Below are 22,193 nucleotides of genomic sequence, written 5' to 3'. Positions count from 1 at the left end.
CCTCCCACCCGAACGGCCGGCGGGGAAAAGGCTAATCCGGTCGATGTGGCCCCTCGCGCGGCCGCCCACGGTATGTTCGAATGATGGTCGGACCATCGCATCGCCCACTTGAGCGGAGCGTTGCCGCATTCGATGCGGACACCTCTGAGCGTGGGGGCTACGTCTATACAACGAATGACCGTTGGTCGTCGCAGCATGCGGGCGGCCGCCAGACTGACGAAGTGATCCGCATGCTGGCGGAGAACTTTCCGCGGTCGATCCGGTTGGCGGACATCGGCTGTGGGGACGGAACGCACTCGCTGGAAATCTTCCGACTTTTCGGTCCCGCCGGAGTACGAGGCATCGACCCGGCATCGAATGCGATTGCGGCGGCCCAGAAGCAAATCCCTTCCGATGCAACAGATTCGGTCGCTTTCGAAGTCGGAAATATCTATGACGTCGAATCCAAGGGCGAGGACGTAGCCGTCATATTCGGCGTTCTGCACCACTTGGACCGACCCCAATTGGCGATCAATCACCTTGCAAGCCAATTCAAGTCGGTCCTGGTGCTTGAGCCCAACGGCTTCAATCCGGCGTTGAAGGTGATAGAGAAGGTATCTGCCTATCACCGCGAACATGACGAAAAGTCCTACTGGCCGCCGGCGCTCAACCGCTGGTTTGCTCATGCCGGCATGTCCGTCGTTGCGCAGAAGTACTTCTGCCTCGTTCCTTATTTCTTTCCGACGTCGGCGGCCAAGGCATTGGCGAAGCTGGAACCGCGAGCCGAATCGACACCCCTGATTCGTCAGGTGACGTGCGGAACGAACCTAATTCTGTACCAGAAGCCGTAGCCTCGTCAGGTCGAGTCAGTGGGCTTCACGCCGCTTGTTATCGCATTGCCGACGTCCACACCGAGCTTGACCCGGTCGAAACGGACGACCTCGGCGCTCTTGGCCACCGCCCGCTTGATGGGTCCTGGCGCGGGCGCCAACCGCCACCAGTACCGGAACGCGTACCGATTGATGAGGCGCTCGACTCGAACGTTACTGTAGCCCGTTGTCTCGAAAAGGATTCGGATGCTGGAGTCCGAGAACAGCTGCATGTGCTCGATGTCGATGATCGGCGACCGTCTCCCGAGCAAGCGATTGAGCCGGCCGCGATAGTCGTGGGTCACCGTGACGAAGGCCCCGCCTGGGCGGAGTAGCCGCAACGCGGCAGCCGCGATGACTTTTGGGTCCAACACGTGCTCCATCGTCATGAAGCAACAGATCAAGTCGAACGACTCAGGTTCGAAATCCTGCTCTTCGAACACGCCCTGGCGGATCCAGGGCCGGCGGTGCGGCGGGGCCGCGTCGATGGCCGCGGCGGAGGGCTCCACGCCCACCAACTTGGTAAATCCCTGGTGCGCCAGGCGATCCAGCAAGGCTCCGGTGCCCGTACCGATTTCGAGCGCGGATTCCCGCATGGGCAGCGCAGCCAATAGTGGTTGCATGGCGCGAATGTACGTCGCCGCGGCATCATCGGCCTCTTCGGCGCTGTCGTAATCGGCAAGGTGGTAGGCGTGTGCCAGATCGTCTTGGCTGGGGGGCTCGTCGGCGTACACCAAATCGCACTTCAGGCACTGCACGAGGTTAAGGTTCATGTATTCCGGCGTCTTGCGGGACGCGTAGCTGAATTGGTCCAGGCGCTGTGGATCGACGTTGCTTCCGAGAAACGACCGCGCGTGCAGCGACCCAGCCCCACAGACGGGGCAACATCGCTTCGAACTCATCGTCGATCTTCCGTAGCCGAAACCTTCATGGCCTTACCGTCGGGCAGCAACTCCGTGTGTTCTCCGTTGCGGATCAGCGAGGCCCTGATCAAGCGGGGCCGCTCTTTCACCTCGGTCATGATCTTCGATACGTATTCACCGACTATGCCGATTGCGAAGAGATTGAAGGAACCAAATATGAGCGTGACGAGTAGAACAGTCGTCACGCCCTGAGGTGCCAGGTGGGGCACGAACACCCGAAGCAGGAATACGACCACCGCGGCTACCAACGACACTGCCAGTGAAATGATTCCGGCGTTTGTCAGCATGGTCAGTGGAGCGTTGCTGAAGGAGAAGATCGCCTTCTTGGCCCAGTCGATGTTCTTCGTGAAGCTGTTGGTCGAGCGCCCGAACATCCGCTCGGGCCGGACATAGTCGACGCCGGTCTGTTTGAAGCCGACGTAGGCGCGCAGGCCACGCATGAACAAATCGCGTTCCGGGCAATTGAGCAACCATCGCACCACCCGCCGGTCCATCAGCGAGAAGTCCCCCGCGTCAAGCGGGATGTTCACGTAGCTGTATCTGGCGAACAGTCGATAGAAGAGCTTGTACTCCAGGCCACGGTGCCATGGCATCTCACGCTTGATGCGCCTTCCGTAGACGACGTCGTAGCCGGCCTCCCAGTTCGCGTAAAATTCAGAAATCAGCTCGGGCGGGTCTTGCAGGTCGCCGTCGAGCAAGACGACACCATCCATCGTCGAAAGCTCCATCCCGCTGCGAAATGCCATCTGCGACCCGTAGTTTCGTGAATGGGTGATCCCAACTACGTGATGGTCTCCCTTGCTGATCTCGCGGATCACGTCGGCGCTGTCGTCCGGGCTTCCGTCGTTGACGAAGATGATTTCGTAGTCGACGTCGAGCTGATTGAACGTCGCGGACAGCCGTTTGTGCATCACGGGTATGGCCTGGGCGTCTTTGTAGCACGCGATGACCGCTGACACGCTGCGCCGGCGACCCATGCTTCCCTTTTTGGTCGCCGCTGCCATCTGCCGATCACTAAGGCTGTCAACCCATTTCGACATCGACACCAACCCGTCCTCGAGGGTGGTGCGTGCGCTCCAGCCAATCTCACGCGAGGCCTTGGCAGGATCGGAGTACCAGTCGGGGACGTCCCACGACCGTCCTTCCATCGAGCCGAATTGCGGTTCGGCCTCGATGTGGAAGATCTCTCGGGTGAGCTCGACCAGGTCACCGATCGTGGTCTTGGCTCCGGTGCCAATGTTGATGCTCTCGCCGTATAGCCCTGGGTGGATCCGTGTCGCGGACAGAACGAATGCTTCGCACACGTCGTCGACGTGGACGAAGTCACGCGAGGTCCTCGGATCCACCAGCGGCGGCAGCCTCCCGGCCGACGCTTCGCGCAGCAGCGTCGGAAGCAGACGCGACGTGTCTTCCAGCGGCCCGTACACCGAGTAGAGCCGGAGGTTCACCGCCGGAAAGCTCTGCTGCTTGCCCATGTAATGCAGGTAATTGGCAATCGCTACCTTCGAAACGGCGTACGGGCTATTGGGCTCGCAAAGGCTGTCTTCCGTTGGTGCCGTGCAGTTCGTCCCGTATTCGGACGAACTACCGGCGCTCACGAACGCGGTGAACGATCGCGACGAGAGGCGGTCGACCAGATTGACCGCCGACTGAAAGTTCGTCTGGTAGATCAGGGTGGCGTCGTCCTCGAACGAGTACGCGCCGTAAGCGGCGCAATGGAATACCGTCTGCGGCGCCGAACTGTCGACAAGGTGCCTGGTCAGCACGTAGTCGTTCAGGTCGACCTCGATGGTCTGCTCGTCCGGCACCTCGCGCAGCCGCCACCCCTTGTCGCCGTGCACGATCGCATACACGTCGTCGCGAATGCCGTACAGCTTCTTGAACAGATTTGCACCCACGAAGCCCGACGCGCCGGTCACCAGGATCGGGCCCTTGAGCGCGCGGATGTTCGATTCGAGCGAATCCATCGTCAGACACTCGCCAACGCGGACAACATCGTTGTCTGGTCGAGCCCTGACTGCGCCCGCATGAACTTCTGCGAACCGTAGCGACCAAAGCTGTGTGCGCGCGCACACAAATGTGTAAATCGCTTCGGCGTGCATCCGTGCTCGCTCAGGCTCAGAATCAGCTGCGACGCGAAAGATCCTTGGCGAACGTGCTCTTCGACCGCGATGAGCCGCCCTGACGAATTGAGCTTCGTCAGCAACTTCTCCGGGATCGGGTTGCTTTCCAGCGGCAATTCGCCGACGACCCAGAGATTGGGCCGCTGCTCGGCCGGCATGGCTTCGAAGCACCCCACGTACGAGCCGACCACCGCGCCAACCCCGATCACCGTCGGGCCCTCTCCCGTGGTCAGCTCCCGCCACGGCTGGAATGGAGGCACCGTCCATCCCGGGGGAGGCTCGCCCATTCCCACGCGCACGTATGCCGGATTCTCGGCCGAACCGGCAAGCGCCACAACTGCTTCGACGTCTTCATTGAAGGTGGGAACGATCGCGGTCATGCCGGGCAGGGTGAGCAGTGCACCGTAGTCGTCGACCGCGTGGTGGGTCGGGCCCATCACACCGTATCCGTAACCGCCGCCGTTGCCGATCAGTTTCACCGGAAGGTGGTGGAAACAAATGTCATTGCGGATCTGCTCGAACGGGCGTGCATACATGAACGGCGCGATGCTGTAGACCCAGACCTCCAGGTGCTGGGCGGCGAGCGCGGCGGCGACGGTGATCATATTCTGCTCGGCGACACCAGCATTGATGAACCGTTCACCCATCGCGTTCTGCAGCGGCTCAAGGGCGTTGAAGCCGAGATCGCCGGTGAGGAAAACCATGTCGTTCTCTTTGACCGATCGGGCGACCAGCGCGTCGCAGAGCTGCTTTCTCATTGGTGCCCGATCTCGTCAATCGCCTGCTGGTAGAGTTCCGCGCTGAGCGGTAGGTAGTGCCACTTCATTTCGTGTTCCATGAAGCTGACACCATGGCCCTTGACCGTGCGCAGGACGATCACCCTGAGCCGGCTGCACGGGGTCGCCAACGCCCTGCGTATCGCGCTTGCGTCGTGCCCGTCGACGACATCGATATCGACGTCAAATCCCTGCAACCGCTGCCACAACGGCGACATGCTGGCAACTTCGGTGGTGGATCCGAAACCCTGGAGGCCGTTGTGATCGACCAGGATGGTCAAGTTGTCCAGCTGGTGGTGGGAGGCGAAGATCAAGCCCTCCCACGTCGAGCCCTCCTGCCATTCGCCGTCGGAAGTCAGACATACCACCCGCGCGTCGGTTCGCTTCAGCCGGAACGCCAGCGCAGTGCCCGCAGCGAGTGATAGCCCGTGGCCCAGACTGCCTGTTGCGAAAGGAATTTCGGGAATTCCTGCGGCTGGCGGATGCCCGGCGAGCAGGGTGTCGTCCCGGTGGAAAGACTCCAGGTCATGATCGTCCAGTCGCCCGAGACTCCACAGAGTCGTGTAAAGGGCACCAGCCGAATGTCCCTTCGACAAGAAGAACCTGTCCTGCTCGCGAAGGTACTCGTGAAACACGACCAGCATCGCGTCGAGGCACGACAGGTTGCCGCCGATGTGTCCGACACCGCTCTCGTAGTGCATTTTGAGCAGCCGCTGACGCGCCACGCGAATGTCGTTCGCGCAGAGCGGTCGCCCAGTGGTCATCGTCATCGTCATCGTTCGGTAGATCGCGTCGTCGGCGGAGGAGGCCGCACCGATGACGCCCCCCGCGGCTCGCGGTCACAGCACGACGCCACCTGCTTCAGCAGCGCACCACGGACCGGAGTCATGAGCTGAAACATACTGGATCAGGCTCCTGGCCGTGCCCAATCCGACCAGATCGCCCGTGCGTTACCCGAACATCACCCGGCCGACGCGATCCAGAATCAATGCCGCTGAGTTGCGTTCAGCGCGCCCGCAGGACCGGCACCTCCTCAATCATTCTCGGCTAAGTCGCGTTTGCCGCACGATAGGCTTGGGACGCAGTCGAGAGGAGTCTCCCATCCGCGATCTCCGCATGCGGCCCACCGTCCTGTACACGTTGGTTGCGGCCGGTCTCGTCATGGGCAGCCTGGTACTGCGCAGCCCGGCGATCAGCGAGTGGGGCTTCCTGAATCCTGACGAAGCCGCACTCTTGACCTGGGCCCGCGCCGCGCGTGATTCTCCCGTTCCGTTCAGCACCTGGGAAACCGGCACCACTGGGCCGGTGGGCCCGCTCGTCCTCGCCGGCCTCAGCGGACTGGGCGCACCGCTGACACTGGCATTCGCGCACCTGCTCTCGGCGGTTCTACTGGCGCTCATCGCCTTCGGCCTTTTTGTCGCCGCTTCGCGGGCCATCGGTCGGGGACCCGCATTCGTGGCGATTATGGTGTGGTGGTTTCCGATCGCCATCACTTACCCGTTGGGCGGTCGCGCGGATTTCGACGCGCTGAGTACGGAGTACTTTCCGGTGTCGCTCATCGTGGCTTCGGCGTTGGTGCCCCGCGGGCAACTGGTGGCCCGACCATGGCTGTTCGCGATCGTCGGGGTGCTCGCGGGTCTCGCGGTCGGGGCCAAGTACCAGGCGGCTCCGCTGGCGGTGGCGTGGTTCGCAGCGCAGCTGATCGCGCTGCGCCCAGGTGTGAAGCGCGCCGCAGTGGCGGTGCTCTGGTGGCTGGTGGGCGCCGCGCTGCCAGCAGCAGTTGTCATGCTCGTGATGTTGGCCTCCTCGGCGACGAACTGGTCTTTGGTCGCGCAGGAACTGTCTTTCCTGACGGCTTACGCGGGTGGGCCCTCGCAGCTGCAGAAGGTCGCTAGCACGCTCCACGCTCTCATCACCCCGAAGTACTACCTACTGGTTGGGCTCGCCGGCCTGATTTGGCTAGGTAGGCACAGCGACAGGTCGTCCAACGTGGCACGTATCGTTCTCGTCGCCGGCGGCTTCACGGCGGTGCTCATGGGAGGCATGGGATTCGCCCACTACCTCATACTTCTGTTCGGAGCCGGCGGCCTGGCCGTCACCATGCCGGTCAAGCCTGGCGCCTCGCTGGTCCCGCGTCGGGTTGCGCCAAGGCTGGTGATCGGTGGCGTGGCGGTGGCATTGATGGTTGCGCTCGTGAACGGGTGGGTCATCGACAAGGGACGAGCCGCATCACCTCACAGAGTTCTCGCCGCTTTCTCGCCAGATTCCGTCGAAAGCAATCCCACGATGGCACGCGTGTGCCCAGCGCGGTCCAAGGTTGTGGTCTGGGGCTGGGCGGCTCAGCTCTACATCGCACAGGACTGGCAGAGCACCATCCCTTACGTGACCGCATACTTCCTGACTCCCGACAACAAACGGACGGCCGAGGCGGTGGTGCGCTCGGGGATCGAGGGTGCGGACTGCGTCGTCGAAGCCACCAGCATGAAGCTCTGCCCACCAACCACGTGCAACACGACGATGCCGCCGGAGTTCGCCCTCGCACGGTTCTATCCCGAACTCGCCGAGCTGGTCAGCACGCGGTTCCAGAGTGTCCCGATCAATGACTGCGACGGATGTAGCCTCTACGTCCGTAACAAACCGTCCTAACCGCCGCTGATTGGCGGAAGTTATTGCGTCGCGCGAGAATAGCCGCGTACAGCGCCTTCTGCCTAAAAACCTCCGCCAGGGACAGAATCAACCGGCATCTCGTAGAAGCGCAATCGCGCGTGCACGCCCGCCTTAACCAGCGGCAGAGTGTGACCGATACCGATTGAGTGGGCATGGATCTCGAGATTGCTGCCGCTGACCGACGAAGGGGTGGAGACGAGAAACGGTTCGGCTGCGTTGGCCGCAATGAGGCGATAGTCCGCCCCATCGAGCACCAGGGTAAAGAAACCCAGCGGAGCCACTGCGCCCTGGAAGAATCTATGCACGAACGCCGGATCCAGATCGATTCCTACCATGACCGCCATATTCGGTGCGCTCGGTGCGGGGCTCGTCACGGTGTTGTTGTTCAGATCAAACTGCGCCAACGGCGTGACCGCCCCGCAATGGGGAGCCGTGCGGGTGAACAGCGCCCAGTGGTTCTCGGCGGCGGTCAGCGTGTAATTGCACAGCAGCGCACGCGAATACAGCGGCGACTCCTGAGTCCCGAGCCGACCGTCAATGCCCTTCGCGGGCAGCGACGTGGACACCCGCGACAAGACATATTCCGGCCCGTTAACCAGCGAGTCGGCATTCAACCTGTCCAGCGATGGAGTGTAGGCGGAGTAGGTCGCGAAAACCGGTGTCGGCTGCCACGTCAGGTTGTAAGCCCATGCGACCGAGGTTTCGTCGGGGTCCACGTGAACGGTTTTGGTCCCGATGGTCTCGATGAAGCGCTGTGGGACGCCGTCGCGCTGCCGCTGCTGCGCTTTCGCGCGTTCGGCGCGGCGCTGGACACCGCCCGGCACGGCCAGCGTGACCAGACGTTCGATGGACTGCTCGGGGCCCTGTACCACGGCCACCGCTCGGTCGATGACGCCCCCGGGACCAGTGACGGTCGCAAAGACCACAAGCACGGCCGTCGCAATGAACACGCGATGGCGAGCTCTAAACCGAGGTGTGACAGCCACTACGACGATGATCGTGCCGAGCAGGATGCCGTAGTGCCAGACATCGAAACGGCCGAATGCACTTTTGGCCATCACCACGCTGACGAAGCCGACCAGCACCACAAAGGTGCGCGGGGTGCCGGGGGCGTTACGCACGAACAGCAGGCAAATGCATCCCAGCCACGCGAGGGTCAACAGCACGGCCGGGACGGCAGTCGGCATGAGGGGCTCGGATTGCGCTTCGCTGTAACCCGAAACCACGGCCGCGCTGAACTTCAACCAAGCCGGGAAGTCCCTCAGCTGCTGGCCCGCGATGAGCCAACAACTGAGTGTGGAAACCACGAAGGCGGCGACGGTTGCCAGATGACGCTCGATGCGCTTCCAGCCGAGCAGCAGCGACATAACAAGGGCGATGGCGAAGATGGCGAAGCCCGTGTTCAACTTCACCAGTAGCTGCAGGCCAGCGACGGCCCCCAGCACGGTGCACGTGACAAAGACCGTCGACCGCTTGCGGTCTTCCTGCAACGTCGGCATGACCGCCCAGACCAGTGCCGCGAGGACCGCCAACTCGGGATACATCAAGCCCAGCGAAGATCCGTGACCGACCTGCAGAGCGGCGGCGAGGGCGGTCGTCAAGAACGCCGCGGCGATCGACGTCGTCGGGGCGTAGCGCAGGCGCAATGCTGCCGTGAGCCCCAGAAAGAGCGCAGCGACTATCGCGAATTGGTAGATCGTGGCGAGCACCGACTGGCCGAACGAATAGTAGGCGGTGGTTTGCAGGTAGCCGAGGGGTCCGTACGTGAACACCAACCCCGGACCCCAGGCGATGTGCCGGCTCGGGGCCATCGCAACGACGGCTTCCCAGGACGGATCGATACCAACGCCGGCATCGGCCGAAGACTGCGGCGCGACGATGAGAACGGTAGCGGCCGCCGCGATGGCAAGCTGCCAGCGGGCCGCACCCCACGCTGTCGAACGCCAGGCCCGCGGTGTCCAGCGCCGCGTCCCCGATTGTTCCCCAGGCTCTGCCTCAGTGCCCTGCGCGTTCGCCGGGCGCGGCAGATTCTGGAGAAAGCTTCGCATCGGTCCCCTTGTGGCCTGATTCGCGATGGCGGTTCGCCAGGCGCCCACCGTCAAAGCAGCATCCCCCGAATCCACATCTACGCACCCGCATCCTGATCGACAAAGTGCGACCCTACTTGGTCCGTCCAGGTCGCGGGCCCGAAATGCCCGGGTTCCCATAAACCGCACATGTGTGCAACAACCCCGTTACAGCTTGTTGAAGTCGCCACTGATAGCGGCGAAAGCCCAGCGACGGGCGGCGCCGAAGAATTACATTGGGGAGCATGAGTGCGAGTGGTCGCCCGGCGATCTCGGTGGTGGTGCCTTGCTATGACGAAGAGGCGGTGCTGCCGGAGTTCCTCCGCCGGGTGGGGACTGTATTGAGTTCGTTGGGAGGAACCAGCGAGGTCGTCCTGGTGGACGATGGTTCACGAGATCTCACCTGGGAGATCATGTCCAAGGCTGCGGCGGAGGACCCGCGAATCGTTGCCGTTGGGTTGATGCGCAATCATGGTCACCAGCTGGCGCTCACCGCCGGGCTGAGCGTCTGCCGCGGCGAGCGCGTCCTGATCATCGACGCCGACCTTCAGGATCCGCCAGAGCTGTTGCCGGACATGATGGCTCTGATGGACGAGGGCGCCGACGTCGTCTACGGTCAGCGTCGCCATCGCGAGGGCGAGGGCATTTTCAAGCGTGCCACCGCCAGGATCTTCTACCGCACACTCAGCCGAGTCACCGACGTCGACATCCCGCACGACACCGGCGATTTTCGTCTGATCACGCGCGAAGTCCTGAGTTTGCTGATGAGCATGCCCGAGCGTCATCGCTTCATCCGTGGCATGGTCGCCTGGATCGGCGGCAAGCAAGTCCCGCTGGTCTACGATCGCAAAGCCCGAGCCGCGGGGGAGAGCAAGTACCCGTTCACCAAGATGGTGCGTTTCGCCTCCGACGCCGTAACCGGCTTCTCGGTGACGCCGCTCAAGCTGTCGACCAGGCTCGGCTGGGCCATGGCGGGGGTCGGATTCTTCTTCGCCATCTACTCGACCATTGGCGCGATCCTGGGCCACACGATCCCCGGCTGGAGCTCGCTGATGGCGGCCCTCTGTCTGCTGAGCGGCATGCAGTTCTTGATGCTCGGCGCCATCGGTGCCTATCTGGGCCGACTGTACGACCAGAGCAAGGGCCGGCCGCTGTTTATGATCCGCGAGGTGGTCGGCGGCACCGGCGATATCACCGTGCCGGTGATGTCGGCTGCTACCGCCGTGCCCGCGATGCAGGCCAGTGGGACGCTAGCGGCATTCGCGGGACGCGAACCCGACTAGGCAGACCATCGATGAGCATCGACGCCTTCACGGGCGGACACGAGCGCGCACGTCTTCCGGCGGGCATGACCGGCGTTCCCGGTCCGCTGTTCCGGATCGTCCGGGATCAGCGCGTCGCGTTCCTCATTGTCGGCGGGATGAACACGGCGATTGGAACCGGTTTTTTCGTACTGTTTCTTTGGCTGGTGGGGGGTTTCGTCGGCTATTTGGGCGTGCTGTTGTGCGCACACGTCGCCTCGGTTCTTTGCGCGTTCATCCTCTACCGCACATTTGTATTCCGGGTTACCGGTCACGTGTTGCGTGACTTGGCGCGATTCGAGTTGGTCAACCTGTCTGTTCTGGCCTTTAATGCGGCCACTCTGCCGCTGTTGGTGCAGCTGTTCGGCTGGCCGGTACTGCCATCGCAGTTGGCCATTACCGCGACGACTGTTCTGTACAGCTGGTTTGCCCACCGCGGGTTCTCGTTCCGCCGGAGCTCGTCCAAGGCGGAGCCACCGGTGCAACAACAAGCCCCCTTGTGACGCCGCGGGTTTCGGTCGTCGTTCCGGCCTACAATAGTGCCGCCTACATCGACGCGACGATGAAATCGATTCTGGCGCAGACCTGCACCGACTTCGAGTTGCTGGTCTCCGACCACAGCTCCACAGACGGCACCTGGGAGTCCTTGCAGCCCTACGCCGCCGACTCCCGGGTTCGGCTGAGCCGGTTGCCCCGGGGCGGGGGAGCGCCGGCGAACTGGAACGCCGTCACCGATCTGGCCACCGGCGAGTTCGTCAAGCTGGTCTGCGGCGACGATCTGCTCTACCCGGAATGCCTTGCGGTACAAGTGGATGCGCTCGCCGCGCACCCCTCTGCGGTACTGGCAGCGAGCCCCCGCGATGTCGTCGACGCCGTGGGCACGCCATTGCTGCGCGACCGGGGGTTGGCAGGATTGCGCGGCGAGGTAACCGGCACCGACGCCATCCGGCGCACCGTACTGGCCGGCACGAACATCTTCGGTGAGCCGGCGTCGGTGTTGTTCAGGCGCAACGCATTAACCGATGCCGGCGGCTGGGACGGCCGGTTTCCGTACATGATCGACGAGGCGACGTACTGCGCGGTTCTGCTGCACGGAAACCTCGTCGCGGTGCCCGGGCCGCTCGCCGCGTTCCGGGTCAGCCAATCGCAGTGGAGCGTGCGGTTGACACGCAGCCAAGCCGACCAGGCGATCGGTTTTCACCAGTGGTTCGCCGCCGAGCACCCGGGGCTACTCGACAAGCGCCACGTGTTCGTGGGCAACGCGCGAGCCCGCTTCAATGCCGTCGCCCGCCGCGCGGTCTACCGCTGGCTGGGGCGACGGATGCGCAGCGCGCCGGATGCCGGGGCGGTGGTCGGTCAGACGTCGACCTAGGGCACGTCGGTTCCAAACCCCATCTGCCACATAACTTCCTGCCGAGACTGGATTGTCAGTGTGTCCGCCTCCGAGCGACATTCGAGCGACAATGGAACTTTGTCGCGCAATTGTCGCCCGGAGGCGGGCGAACCGAGTGCACACTCGGCGGAGAGGCGGATGTGATCAATGTGGCGCATGGTTGTTCGGCGTCGATGAACGTGCGGTCTATTCGGTCGCGCCGCCGTGCCGTCGATCGGTGATGATCGTCTGCAGGAGGTCAACAATCTGCTGCTGTCCGGCGGCCGTGGCGTCGAGCGTGCCGCGTATCGCGATGAAACCGTCGTCCACGCGTGCGAACCTGTCATCGACATGTTGTCGGAGATCGACGAAATCTTGCCGAAGGGCATTGAAGCTTCCCGTGGTTGCTCGGCGGAGATCTGCTATCTCACCCCGGAGTTCACCGCGGAGGTCTGTTATCTCACCCCGGAGTTCACCCCGGAGGTCTGCTATCTCACCCCGGAGTTCACCCCGGAGGTCTCCTATCTCACCCAGGAGTTCACCCCGGAGGTTTCCTATCTCACCCCGGAGGTCTCCTATCTCACCCCGGAGGTCTCCCATCTCACCCCGGAGGCCACGTACTTCGCCACGGAATTCGCTGACGTCACGGTCGGCGGCGCCGGCGAGCACACGCGCCGCGGCCGCGTCCTGCTCGCTTGCCCGTACCCGGCCGTTCAGGTCGCGGACCTGATTTTCGAGAGCTGCGACGCGTGGTTCGAGATCCCCGGCCTCCATGCGGCAGAGCTTACCGGTGAGCACCGAGGCGACAACTCGGCTTTGAAGGGGCTTGGGACGATCGGGGTTTCGCGCAGAGAGTGACGCCACGCCAGCACCGGTCTCGGTGCCGATGTGGAAGGTCCATCATCGGCCCCTAGGTCGAAGGCGATGCCACGCAGGCGTACTGCAGGAAGACCCCGTCGGCGAAATAGCCGGCGCTCAGGACGATGAACAGCGCGCCAAACGGTCCCAAGAACGGGTTGATCCCCTTGATGCGCTGTACGGCGAAACCGGCGTCCTCGAACATCCGCACGATGCTGCTGCGCGTGAAGAACCGTAAGTGTGTGCGGTCGAAGATGCCAAAATCCTCCTGCGGGAAGTCCCGTCGGAAAACCACCTTGCCCAGCGCGGGCAGGTAGCGGATGTTCGGGATCGAGGCGACGACGACACCGTCGGGCTTGAGCTTGCCCCGGAGCCGCGTCAGCGTGTCGCGCGGATCAATCAGATGCTCTAACACGTCGTTGCAGATGACCGCGTCGAAGTACTTGTCGGGCAGCTCGGCAATTCGGTCGTTGGCGTCTCCGGCCAACACCTGATCCAGGTGTTCACCGGCGCGCCGGGCCGCCTGCTCGTTGTACTCGATGCCCCACACCTCGGCGCCTCTGCCCCGCTTGAGCTGAGCACTGAAAACACCCTCGCCGCAACCGAGTTCGAGTACCCGCCGCGCATCCTCGGGGATAAACCGCAACATCTCCGGGCGCTTGTGGCCGTAATACTCTGTGATGCTTTTCGACTCCGGCAAAATGCGCATGGTAGCGACCTGCCGTCACGAAGGCGTCGAGGCTTCCTCCGGCGCCAGCTTGGCGTAGAGGTGATCGGCCAATCCGCGCACCGTCGTGATGTCGGTGGAGCTGATCCGTATTCCCGTTTCGGACTCGACCCGGGTGCGCAACTCCAGGTTGCCCAGCGAGTCAAGCCCGTACTCGGAGAGCTGGCGATCCGGATCGATCGTGCGACGCAGGATCAGGCTGACCTGTTCGGACACCAGGCGGCGAATCTGCGCGGGCCACTCTTCGTGTGGCAGCGACTCCAGCTCGGAGCGGAATTTGCTGGTCCCCGAACGCCCTTGCTCCAGCGCTTTGAACGCCTCGGCGAACTTGCTGCGTTCGGCAAATGCGGTCACCCACGGCGCTCCGATGATCGGCGCGTACCCGGTGTACGCGCGGTCGTGGCGCAGCACCGCCTCGAACGCGTAGGCACCCTCCTCCGGGGCGATGGCCGCGTCACTGCTTTCCGCCAGCGCGATAGCGCGGCCGATCTCGGCCCACGGGCCCCATGCGATCGCGGTGGCCGGCAGGCCCTGCGCGCGTCGCCAGTGGGTGAACGCGTCCAGCCAGCTGTTGGCCGCGGCGTAGGCACCCTGGCCCGGCGAGCCCAGCAGCGCGGCCGCCGACGAAAACGAGCAGAACCAGTCCAGCGGCTGATCGGCGGTGGCCACGTGCAAATGCCACGCCCCCAGCGCCTTCGGCGCCCAGTCACGGTCGAGCAGCTCGTCGGTGATGTTGGTCAGAGTGGCATCCTCGACAACCGCGGCCGCGTGCAGCACCCCGCGCAACGGCAACCCGGTGGCGGTCGCGTTGGCCACCAGGCGCTTTGCGGTGTCCGCCTGCGCGATGTCACCGCACTCCACGACGACATCGGAACCGATCGAACGAATGATTTCTATTGTCTCCAAGGCCTTTTGGCTCGGCGCCGACCGCGAGGACAGCACGATCCGGCCGGCGCCCGCGTTGGCCATCTTCTCGGCCAGGAACAGTCCGAGACCGCCCAGGCCACCGGTGATGATGTAGGAGCCGTCGGCACGGAAGACCTGCGACTGCTCGGGCGGCAGCACGACGCTGCTGCGCCCGGCCTTCGGGACGTCGAGGATCAGCTTGCCGCTGTGATCGGCCGCGCCCATCACCCTGATCGCGGTGGCGGCGTCGGCGAGCGGGTAGTGCGTGCTCTCGGGCATTGGCAGCGACCCGTCGGCTGTCAGGCGGTACACCGTGCCCAACAGCTCGCGGATCTGCTGCGGATGGGTCTGCGACATCGCCCCCAGGTCCACGCCGTAGAACGAGAGGTTGCGCCGGAACGGGAACAGTCCCATCTTGGTGTCGCCGTAGATGTCGGCCTTGCCGATCTCGACGAAGCGCCCGCCCCACGCCAGCAGCTCCAGCCCGGCGCGCTGCGCGGCACCGGTCAGCGAGTTGAGCACGATGTCGACGCCGTAGCCGTCGGTGTCGCGCCGGATCTGCTCGGCGAACTCGATGCTGCGCGAGTCGTAGATGTGCTCGATCCCCATGTCCTGCAACAGCCCTCGGCGCTTCGGGCTGCCGGCGGTGGCATAGATCTCAGCCCCCGCCGCCCGCGCGATCGCGATCGCGGCCTGGCCCACCCCACCGGTTCCGGAGTGGATCAGTACCTTGTCGCCGGCCTTGATCCGGGCCAGGTCGTGCAGCCCGTACCAGGCGGTCGCGTGCGCGGTGGTCACCGCCGCGGCCTGGGCGTCCGTCAGGCCCGACGGGATGGGTGTCGCCAGCCTCGCGTCACAGGTGACAAAGGTGGCCCAGCATCCGTTGGGTGACATGCCCCCCACGTGATCACCGACCTGGTGATCGGTGACGTCCGGCCCGACAGCGGTGACCACACCGGCAAAGTCGGTGCCCAGCGCCGGCATCCGCCCGTCGGGGGAGTTGTAGCGGCCGAAGGTGACCAGGACATCGGCGAAGTTAATGCTGGACGCGCTGACCGCGACCTCGATTTCACCCGGTCCCGGCGAAATCCGTTCGAACGCAACGAATTCCATGCTCTGCAGGTCACCGGGCGTGCGGATCTGCAGTCGTATGCCGTCGCACTCATGCTCCGCCACGGTGCTCTGCCGCTCCTCGGGCCGCAGCGGCATCGGGGATAGGCGTGCCGTATACCACTCGTCGTTGCGCCACGCGGTCTCATCTTCATCCGATCCGACCAGCAGCTGGCGCGCGATCTGTTCGGCATGAGTCTGGTCGTCGACGTCGATGTGGGTGGTGTGCAGATGCGGGTGCTCGGAACCGATCACCCGCAGCAGGCCACGCAACCCGGCCTGTTCCAGGTTCGCGTGATCATCGCTCAGCACGCTCTGGGCATTCCTGGTCACGACGTACAAACGGGGCGCCTCACCCAGGATCTCCGGCACTTCACGTGCGATACGCACCAGGTGCCGCACGTACTCGCCACCGCGGAGTGCGCTGGTCGCAGCCCCGTCACCACTGTTCGGGCCGGTCAAAACGACCGCGCTGTGGAATCCGCCCGCACTCAGCTGGCTACGCAGCTGCTCGGCGCTGTCCGCGTGGTCGGCGTGCTCGTGCCAGCTCAGGGTCGCGCAGTGCGCCCCGTGCAGCTTCAATGCGTCGGTCAGCTCCGTGGCCGTGAGCTCCGCGGCGTCGGAGGTGCTGATCAGCAGCCACGATCCGGCGTCGGTAATGTCAAGCTCGGGCAGCTCGCGCTGGTGCCATTCGATGGTCAGCAGGCGCTCGCTCAGCACGCGGTCGCGGCTTCCGGCCTCGGAGACCCCGGTACCGAGCTGCAATCCGCGCACCGCCAGCAGCACCGTCCCGTGCTCGTCGAGTACGTCGAGGTCCGCCTCGACCTCGGCCGTATCGACGCTGGTCACCCGCGCGTAGCAATAGTGGGCGTTGCGGGTGGACGCGTAGGCACGGACCTTGCGCACCCCCAACGGCAGCATCAGCCCGCCACTGCCCGCCACCTGGACGTCCGGGTGAGCGCCGACCGACTGGAAGCAAGCGTCCAACAGGGCGGGGTGAACCGCATAGGCCTTCTGCTGGGAGCGCATCGCGCCGGGCAGCGCGACCTCGGCCAAGACGGTGCTGAGGGTCCCCTCCGCGATGTGCGCCGCGCCCAGCCCGGTGAACGCCGGGCCGTACTGCACGCCGTGCTCGTCGAACCGCTCCCGCAGCTCGGCGCCGTCCTGGGTGCGTTCGTGGGACGCCAACAGCGCCGGGATGTCGTACGCAGACGGCTGCGGGTCTGAATCCTCGGCGTCGTCGATGACGTGCAGCGTCGCCCGGCCTCGCCGGACCGCTCCGGCTTCCCCGTACGTCTCGACCACAAATTCGGCGACGCCCGGCGATTTCACCGAAGCAACGGCGGACACCGGAGTCTCCTCGTCGAGCAGCAGCATCTGCTCGAAGCGGACATCGCGAACCTCGGACCTCGTACCCAGGACCGTGCTGGCCGCGGCCAGCGCCATCTCGCAGTACGCGGCGCCGGGCAACGCGGGCGCACCGTGTATCTGGTGATCCTCCAGCCACGGCAGCGTCTCAATGCCGACGTCGGCCTGCCAGACGTGGCGCTCGGGCTGCTCTGGCAGGCGCACATGTGAGCCCAGCAGCGGGTGCACGGCAACCGTGGCACCCTCGGATTGGTGGTCGTGACCGCCTCGGTTCAGCAGCAATGTTTGGTGCGTCCAGGCCGGCAGCGGCGCGTTCACCAGCTGACCACCGGGGTAGAGCACGGAGAAGTCCACCGCGGCGCCCGCGCTGTGCAGCTCGGCCAGCAGGCCCCGCAGCCCGTGCGGCAGCGGCTGCTCGCGCCGCATGCTGGCCAGCGCCGCCACCGGCATATCGAGGCTCTCGGCGGTTTTTTCAACGGCGTGGGTGAGCAGCGGATGTGGCGCCAGCTCGGCGAAGACCCGGTATCCGTCTTCGAGTGCCGCCTGCACCGCGGCACCGAACCGCACGGCATGCCGCAGGTTATCCGCCCAGTAGCCGGCGTCGCAGTACGGTTCCTCACGCGGGTCGAACAGGGTGGCGGAGTAGTAGGGAACCTCTGGTGTCAACGGCTCGAGATCGGCCAGTACCTCATAGAGGTCATCGAGGATCGGATCCATCTGCGGCGAGTGCGATGCGACGTCGACGGCGACCTCGCGGGCCATTACCTCACGCGCCTCCCACGCGGCGACGAGTTCGCGAACCGTCTCGGTGGCCCCGCCGATCACGGTGGACTGGGGGGAGGCGACGACCGAGACCACGACGTCATTGATGCCGCGCGCCATCAGTTCGGAAAGGACTTGCTGCGCAGGCAGTTCCACCGAAGCCATCGCGCCGGATCCGGCGAGGCGGGTCATCAAGCGGGAGCGGCGGCAAATGACCCGCGCGCCGTCTTCCAGCGACAGCGCGCCGGCGACGACGGCCGCCGCGGACTCGCCGAGCGAGTGTCCGATGATCGCGCCGGGGCGGACGCCATAGGACTGCATGGTGGCGGCAAGCGCCACCTGGATGGTGAAGATCGTCGGTTGCACGCGGTCGATGCCGGTGACGGTCTCTGGCGCGGACAGCGCTTCGGTGACCGAGAACCCGGACTCCGCGGCGATCAGCGGCTCCAGCCGGGCGACGGTCGCGGCGAACACCGGCTCCTTGGTGAGTAGGTCGAGACCCATCGCGGCCCACTGCGACCCGTGCCCGGAGAACACCCACACCGGGCCCCGATCGTCCTGGCCCACCGCGGCTTGATACGGAGTCTCGTCCTCGGCGACCTCACGCAGCGCCACGGACAATTCCCGGGGGCTGCCGGCCAGCACGGCCGTCCGCACCGGGCGGTGGCCACGTCGGCGCGCAAGCGTGTAAGCCAGATCCGGTGCCGATAGGTCTGGCCCCTGGGCGTCGACCCAGTCGGCGAGGCGCCCAGCGGTCTGCCGCAGCCCGTCCGGCGAGGTGGCCGAGAGCGGGAAAATCAGCGCGCCGTCGACGGCGGTGGCCGACGGCACGCGGTTACCCACGCCGGTGTCGGGGGATTGCTCCAGGATGGCGTGCACGTTGGTTCCGGAGATTCCGTACGACGACACCGCCGCGCGGCGCGGCTGTTCGCCTCTCACCGGCCACGGTGTGTTCTCTTGTGGCACAAAGAGTTCGGTCTCGATCTGCGCCAGGTCGTCGGGCAACCGGGTGAAGTGCAGGTTGCGCGGGATCACTCCGTGTTGCAGAGACAGGATGGCCTTCATCAGCCCCAGCGCCCCGGCAGCCGCTTGGGTGTGGCCAAAGTTGGGTTTCGCGGAGGTCAGCGCGCAGGCGCCGGCGGCGCCGTATACGTCGGCGAGGCTTTCGTACTCGATAGGGTCGCCAACCGGGGTTCCGGTGCCGTGGGCCTCCACCAGGCCGACCGTGCCGGCGTCCACGCCCGCCGTTGCCAGCGCCGCGCGGTACACCGTGGACTGCGCTTCGACCGACGGCGTCGAGATGTTGACCGTGTGGCCGTCCTGGTTGGCGGCGGTTCCACGTAGCACGGCCAGGATGCGATCGCCGTCGCGCTGCGCGTCCGGCAGCCGCTTGAGCAGCAGCACGACGGCGCCCTCGCCCGAGACAAAGCCGTCAGCGGCGACGTCGAATGCATGGCAATGCCCGGTGGGAGACAGCATGCTCAGCGCCGACCCCGACGAGAACCTGCGCGGCTCTAGCATCACGTAAACGCCGGCCGCGAACGCCAGGTCGCTTTCCCCATCCTGCAGGCTGCGAAATGCCAGGTGCGTCGCGAACAGGCTGGACGAGCACGCAGTGTCCACCGTGACTGCCGGACCGTGCAAGCGCAGGGCATAAGAGATCCGTCCAGAGGCAAAGCAGCTGTTGGTGCCGGTGTTTCCGTACGGGCCGCCGAACGTGCCGGCATCGGCGTGCACAAACTGGTAGTCGCCGTGATTCAGCCCGACGAACACACCGGTCAACGATTCGGCCATCGACTCCGGTGTCTGGCCGCCATGTTCCATGGCCTCCCACGCGGTTTCCAGCAGCAGGCGGAACTGCGGATCCATCTCGGTCGCTTCTTTTTCGGTGATCCCGAAGAACTGGGCATCGAAGGCGCCAACGTTGTCCAGGAACGAGCCCCACTTGCATACCGAGCGACCGGGCACACCCGGCTCGGGGTCGTAGTACTCGTCCGCGTCCCAACGATCGGCGGGGACCTCGGTGACCATGTCGTCGCCGCGCAGCAGCGCCGCCCATAACTGGTCAGGGGACTCGATGCCCCCTGGCAACCGGCAAGCCATGCCAATCACAGCAACGGGCGTCACACGCGGATCATTCACGGCCGTTTCACCTCTTCTTCTCCCCCTGCACGCCAAGGAGACCTGGTTTATTCCGATCTGGGCCCGGAGGCCGCAACATCGCAGGGCGAGCCACGGTTCCCCCACATCCAAGCCGACCGTTGACTAGTCAAGTGATCAGCAGCGTAGCGGGTCCGCCACCGCCATGTGGAAAAACGGTGCGGACGTGCAAAAAAATTTGACCCCGGAGCGCCGCAACGGTTGGTCTGGGAGGGTTGGTCTGGGAGAATGCCGCCGCCGCTGGATTGTAGCGAACCCCGCTGAGGCGGGCAAAAAAAGCGCCCGGGCGTGCGTGGCTGGCAGCAGTCTCCGGCGCTGCGACCGCCCGTTCCGGTCGCGAACGGCGCGTCTGCGACTGGCATCCAAGGTAATGTGTGGCCCGTGATTGAGTCTTCGATTCCTGCTGTGTTGCGTGAACGCGCCAATCTGCAGCCCAACGAAACGGCGATCACTTTTCTCGACTACGAGAAGAGTTGGGACGGCGTCACGGAAAGCCTGACCTGGTCGCAGCTGTATCGGCGAATGTTGAACACCGCTGAATATCTCAAGCAATTTGCGTCGGTTGGGGACCGTGCGGTGATTTTGGCCCCGCAGGGGGTCGACTATATTGTCAGTGTACTCGGCGTATTGCAGGCTGGGATTATCGCCGTTCCGCTGTCTGTACCGTATGGCGGTGTCCACGATGAGCGCACGGTCTCGGTCGTGGCTGACACGTCTCCCGCGGTTATTCTGACGACTTCGACGGTGATTGAATTCGTGGGTGGATACGGCGAGCCGCAATCCGGACAGTCTGCGCCAGCTATCGTCCAGCTTGATTTGCTGGATCTGGACTCGCGGCAGGGTTCGTCGAGCAGACCGAGCTCTCGCAACATCTCCGCAGATGAGTCCAACCCTCTTTATTTGCAATACACTTCGGGGTCCACACGTACACCGGCCGGGGTGATGATAACGAACAGCAATCTCTTTGCCAACTTCGAGCAGATCATGGACGGTTACTACCGTCGCTTCGGAAACGTTCCGCCGCGGGATTCGACCGTGGTGTCGTGGCTGCCGTTTTATCACGACATGGGCTTCTTTGTGGGAATAATAATTCCGATTCTGGCGGGAATGCCTGCGGTCTTGACGAGTCCGGTGGGATTTCTGCAGCGGCCGGCCCGATGGTTGCACTTAATGGCGAACAACGGCCGTGTATTTTCGGCCGCACCGAATTTCGCATTTGACATCGCGTCCCGAAAAGTCTCCGACGCAGACATGGAGGGGGTGGACCTCGGGGGAGTGCTGCACATTCTCAACGGCAGTGAGCGGGTCCAGCCTACGACAATGAAGCGCTTCGCTGACCGGTTCGCTGCCTTCAACCTCGACCCCGCGGTATTACGGCCTTCGTACGGAATGGCGGAAGCGGTGGTATACGTGGCCACCCGCGAACCCGGCGAGCCACCGAAAGTCGTCTATTTCGAACCTGACAAGCTGCCGGCGGGCCGGGCAGTGCCGTGCGGGAGCGAAAACGGCACACCACTGGTCAGTTACGGCGTCCCGCAGCAACAGACGGTGCGCATCGTCGATGCCGACACTTGTATCGAATGTCCGGAGGGAACGGTCGGCGAGATCTGGCTACATGGACGCAATATCGGCCTCGGTTACTGGCAGAAGCCCGAACAGTCTGAACGTACGTTTGCCGCGCAAATCGTCAACCCGTCAGCCGGGACACCAGAAGGTCCCTGGCTGCGAACTGGAGACTCGGGGTTCTTCTCCGGCGGAGAGCTTTTCATCATTGGCCGCATAAAAGATCTCTTAATTGTCTACGGGCGCAACCATTCTCCCGACGACATCGAGGCTACGATCCAGGAGGTCACCCCGGGCCGATGCGCAGCCATCGCGGTACCCGACCGCGGCGCCGAGAAGCTGGTCGCAATCATCGAGTTAAAGAAGCGCGGGGACTCGGAAGAGGACGTGTCGGACAGGTTGGGCCTCGTTAAGCGAGAGGTCATCTCGGCGATATCGAAGTCGCATGGGTTGAGTGTCGCCGATCTGGTTCTGGTGTCGCCCGGGTCGATTCCGATCACCACCAGCGGCAAGGTCAGGCGGGCGCAGTGCGTCGAGCTGTACCGACAGGACGAGTTCACCCGCTTGGACGCGTAGCCCGGGACAGTTCTCCCTCGCTCGGCGCCGCATGCTGATCAATGCGATTGGCCGGCAAGGCTTTTGCGCGCGATCGATCACGAAAGG

The 22,193-nt window shown here is 64.4% G+C and carries 13 protein-coding genes and 1 pseudogene; 6 read left to right on the top strand and 8 right to left on the bottom strand.

What is annotated here, in order from left to right; translation table 11 throughout:
* Positions 1-83: 83 nt before the first annotated feature.
* Entirely contained in the window at positions 84-830 is a 747-nt protein-coding gene (locus JO236_RS09615; protein ID WP_293327900.1) for a class I SAM-dependent methyltransferase, read from the top strand.
* Between the two features lie 5 nt (positions 831-835).
* Here JO236_RS09615 and JO236_RS09610 read toward each other — a convergent pair whose 3' ends face one another.
* The 4 genes from JO236_RS09610 to JO236_RS09595 are packed head-to-tail and all read right to left on the bottom strand — an operon-like array spanning position 836 to position 5,434.
* The gene (locus JO236_RS09610) at positions 836-1,750 is read right to left on the bottom strand and encodes a class I SAM-dependent methyltransferase (protein WP_293327898.1); all 915 of its coding nucleotides are present in this window, start codon (positions 1,748-1,750) and stop codon (positions 836-838) included.
* Positions 1,747-3,738, bottom strand: coding sequence for an NAD-dependent epimerase/dehydratase family protein (locus JO236_RS09605; protein WP_293327895.1), 1,992 nt, complete (start codon positions 3,736-3,738; stop codon positions 1,747-1,749). Before JO236_RS09605 ends, JO236_RS09610 begins: the two co-directional genes overlap by 4 nt.
* Before the next feature lie 2 nt (positions 3,739-3,740).
* Positions 3,741-4,652 carry a hypothetical protein gene (locus tag JO236_RS09600; RefSeq protein WP_293327892.1) on the bottom strand — a complete coding sequence of 304 codons (912 nt, stop codon included), beginning with the start codon at positions 4,650-4,652 and terminating at the stop codon, positions 3,741-3,743.
* Complete coding sequence (locus JO236_RS09595; RefSeq protein WP_293327890.1) at positions 4,649-5,434, bottom strand: transketolase; 786 nt, start codon at positions 5,432-5,434, stop codon at positions 4,649-4,651. Before JO236_RS09595 ends, JO236_RS09600 begins: the two co-directional genes overlap by 4 nt.
* A 352-nt stretch (positions 5,435-5,786) precedes the next feature.
* On the opposite strand from JO236_RS09595, the gene JO236_RS09590 reads away from it, so the two are divergent.
* A complete protein-coding gene (locus tag JO236_RS09590; protein ID WP_293327887.1) occupies positions 5,787-7,316 on the top strand; it encodes a hypothetical protein in 1,530 nt (509 codons plus the stop codon).
* A 62-nt stretch (positions 7,317-7,378) separates the two neighbouring features.
* On the opposite strand, the gene JO236_RS09585 is transcribed toward JO236_RS09590, so the two are convergent.
* Positions 7,379-9,385, bottom strand: a complete 2,007-nt coding sequence (locus JO236_RS09585; RefSeq protein ID WP_293327884.1) for a hypothetical protein — start codon at positions 9,383-9,385, stop codon at positions 7,379-7,381.
* A gap of 263 nt (positions 9,386-9,648) precedes the next feature.
* Between JO236_RS09585 and JO236_RS09580 the strand changes: the two genes are divergently transcribed.
* Genes JO236_RS09580 through JO236_RS09570 form a run of 3 tightly spaced genes read left to right on the top strand, consistent with a single transcriptional unit; the run spans position 9,649 to position 12,076 of the window.
* Complete coding sequence (locus JO236_RS09580) at positions 9,649-10,686, top strand: glycosyltransferase family 2 protein (RefSeq protein WP_293327881.1); 1,038 nt, start codon at positions 9,649-9,651, stop codon at positions 10,684-10,686.
* Positions 10,687-10,697: 11 nt separating this feature from the next.
* Positions 10,698-11,207 carry a GtrA family protein gene (locus JO236_RS09575; RefSeq protein ID WP_293327878.1) on the top strand — a complete coding sequence of 170 codons (510 nt, stop codon included), beginning with the start codon at positions 10,698-10,700 and terminating at the stop codon, positions 11,205-11,207.
* Complete coding sequence (locus JO236_RS09570) at positions 11,204-12,076, top strand: glycosyltransferase family 2 protein (protein ID WP_293327875.1); 873 nt, start codon at positions 11,204-11,206, stop codon at positions 12,074-12,076. Before JO236_RS09575 ends, JO236_RS09570 begins: the two co-directional genes overlap by 4 nt.
* Before the next feature lie 615 nt (positions 12,077-12,691).
* On the opposite strand, the pseudogene JO236_RS09565 reads toward JO236_RS09570, so the two are convergent.
* The 3 genes and pseudogenes from JO236_RS09565 to pks2 all read right to left on the bottom strand — a co-directional run.
* Positions 12,692-12,850 (bottom strand): annotated as a pseudogene (locus JO236_RS09565) (hypothetical protein); the annotation flags it as partial.
* Between the two features lie 136 nt (positions 12,851-12,986).
* Entirely contained in the window at positions 12,987-13,643 is a 657-nt protein-coding gene (locus JO236_RS09560) for a class I SAM-dependent methyltransferase (RefSeq protein ID WP_293327872.1), read from the bottom strand.
* Positions 13,644-13,658: 15 nt separating this feature from the next.
* Complete coding sequence (pks2, locus tag JO236_RS09555; RefSeq protein ID WP_416362203.1) at positions 13,659-19,910, bottom strand: sulfolipid-1 biosynthesis phthioceranic/hydroxyphthioceranic acid synthase; 6,252 nt, start codon at positions 19,908-19,910, stop codon at positions 13,659-13,661.
* A gap of 438 nt (positions 19,911-20,348) precedes the next feature.
* Between pks2 and JO236_RS09550 the strand changes: the two genes are divergently transcribed.
* A complete protein-coding gene (locus JO236_RS09550; protein WP_293327867.1) occupies positions 20,349-22,106 on the top strand; it encodes an AMP-binding protein in 1,758 nt (585 codons plus the stop codon).
* Positions 22,107-22,193: the final 87 nt, after the last annotated feature.

The organism is Mycobacterium sp. (assembly GCF_019247635.1).
In the GTDB taxonomy this organism is placed as follows: domain Bacteria; phylum Actinomycetota; class Actinomycetes; order Mycobacteriales; family Mycobacteriaceae; genus Mycobacterium.
This window is presented reverse-complemented; position numbering and strand designations above follow the sequence as displayed.

What these genes read in the sequence shown, in the direction of transcription:
- JO236_RS09615 (WP_293327900.1), top strand. Translation starts at nt 84, where the DNA reads ATGGTCGGACCATCGCATCGCCCACTTGAGCGGAGCGTTGCCGCATTC.
- JO236_RS09610 (WP_293327898.1), bottom strand. Translation starts at nt 1,750, where the DNA reads ATGAGTTCGAAGCGATGTTGCCCCGTCTGTGGGGCTGGGTCGCTGCAC.
- JO236_RS09605 (WP_293327895.1), bottom strand. Translation starts at nt 3,738, where the DNA reads ATGGATTCGCTCGAATCGAACATCCGCGCGCTCAAGGGCCCGATCCTG.
- JO236_RS09600 (WP_293327892.1), bottom strand. Translation starts at nt 4,652, where the DNA reads ATGAGAAAGCAGCTCTGCGACGCGCTGGTCGCCCGATCGGTCAAAGAG.
- JO236_RS09595 (WP_293327890.1), bottom strand. Translation starts at nt 5,434, where the DNA reads ATGACCACTGGGCGACCGCTCTGCGCGAACGACATTCGCGTGGCGCGT.
- JO236_RS09590 (WP_293327887.1), top strand. Translation starts at nt 5,787, where the DNA reads ATGCGGCCCACCGTCCTGTACACGTTGGTTGCGGCCGGTCTCGTCATG.
- JO236_RS09585 (WP_293327884.1), bottom strand. Translation starts at nt 9,385, where the DNA reads ATGCGAAGCTTTCTCCAGAATCTGCCGCGCCCGGCGAACGCGCAGGGC.
- JO236_RS09580 (WP_293327881.1), top strand. Translation starts at nt 9,649, where the DNA reads ATGAGTGCGAGTGGTCGCCCGGCGATCTCGGTGGTGGTGCCTTGCTAT.
- JO236_RS09575 (WP_293327878.1), top strand. Translation starts at nt 10,698, where the DNA reads ATGAGCATCGACGCCTTCACGGGCGGACACGAGCGCGCACGTCTTCCG.
- JO236_RS09560 (WP_293327872.1), bottom strand. Translation starts at nt 13,643, where the DNA reads ATGCGCATTTTGCCGGAGTCGAAAAGCATCACAGAGTATTACGGCCAC.
- pks2 (WP_416362203.1), bottom strand. Translation starts at nt 19,910, where the DNA reads ATGGCTTGCCGGTTGCCAGGGGGCATCGAGTCCCCTGACCAGTTATGG.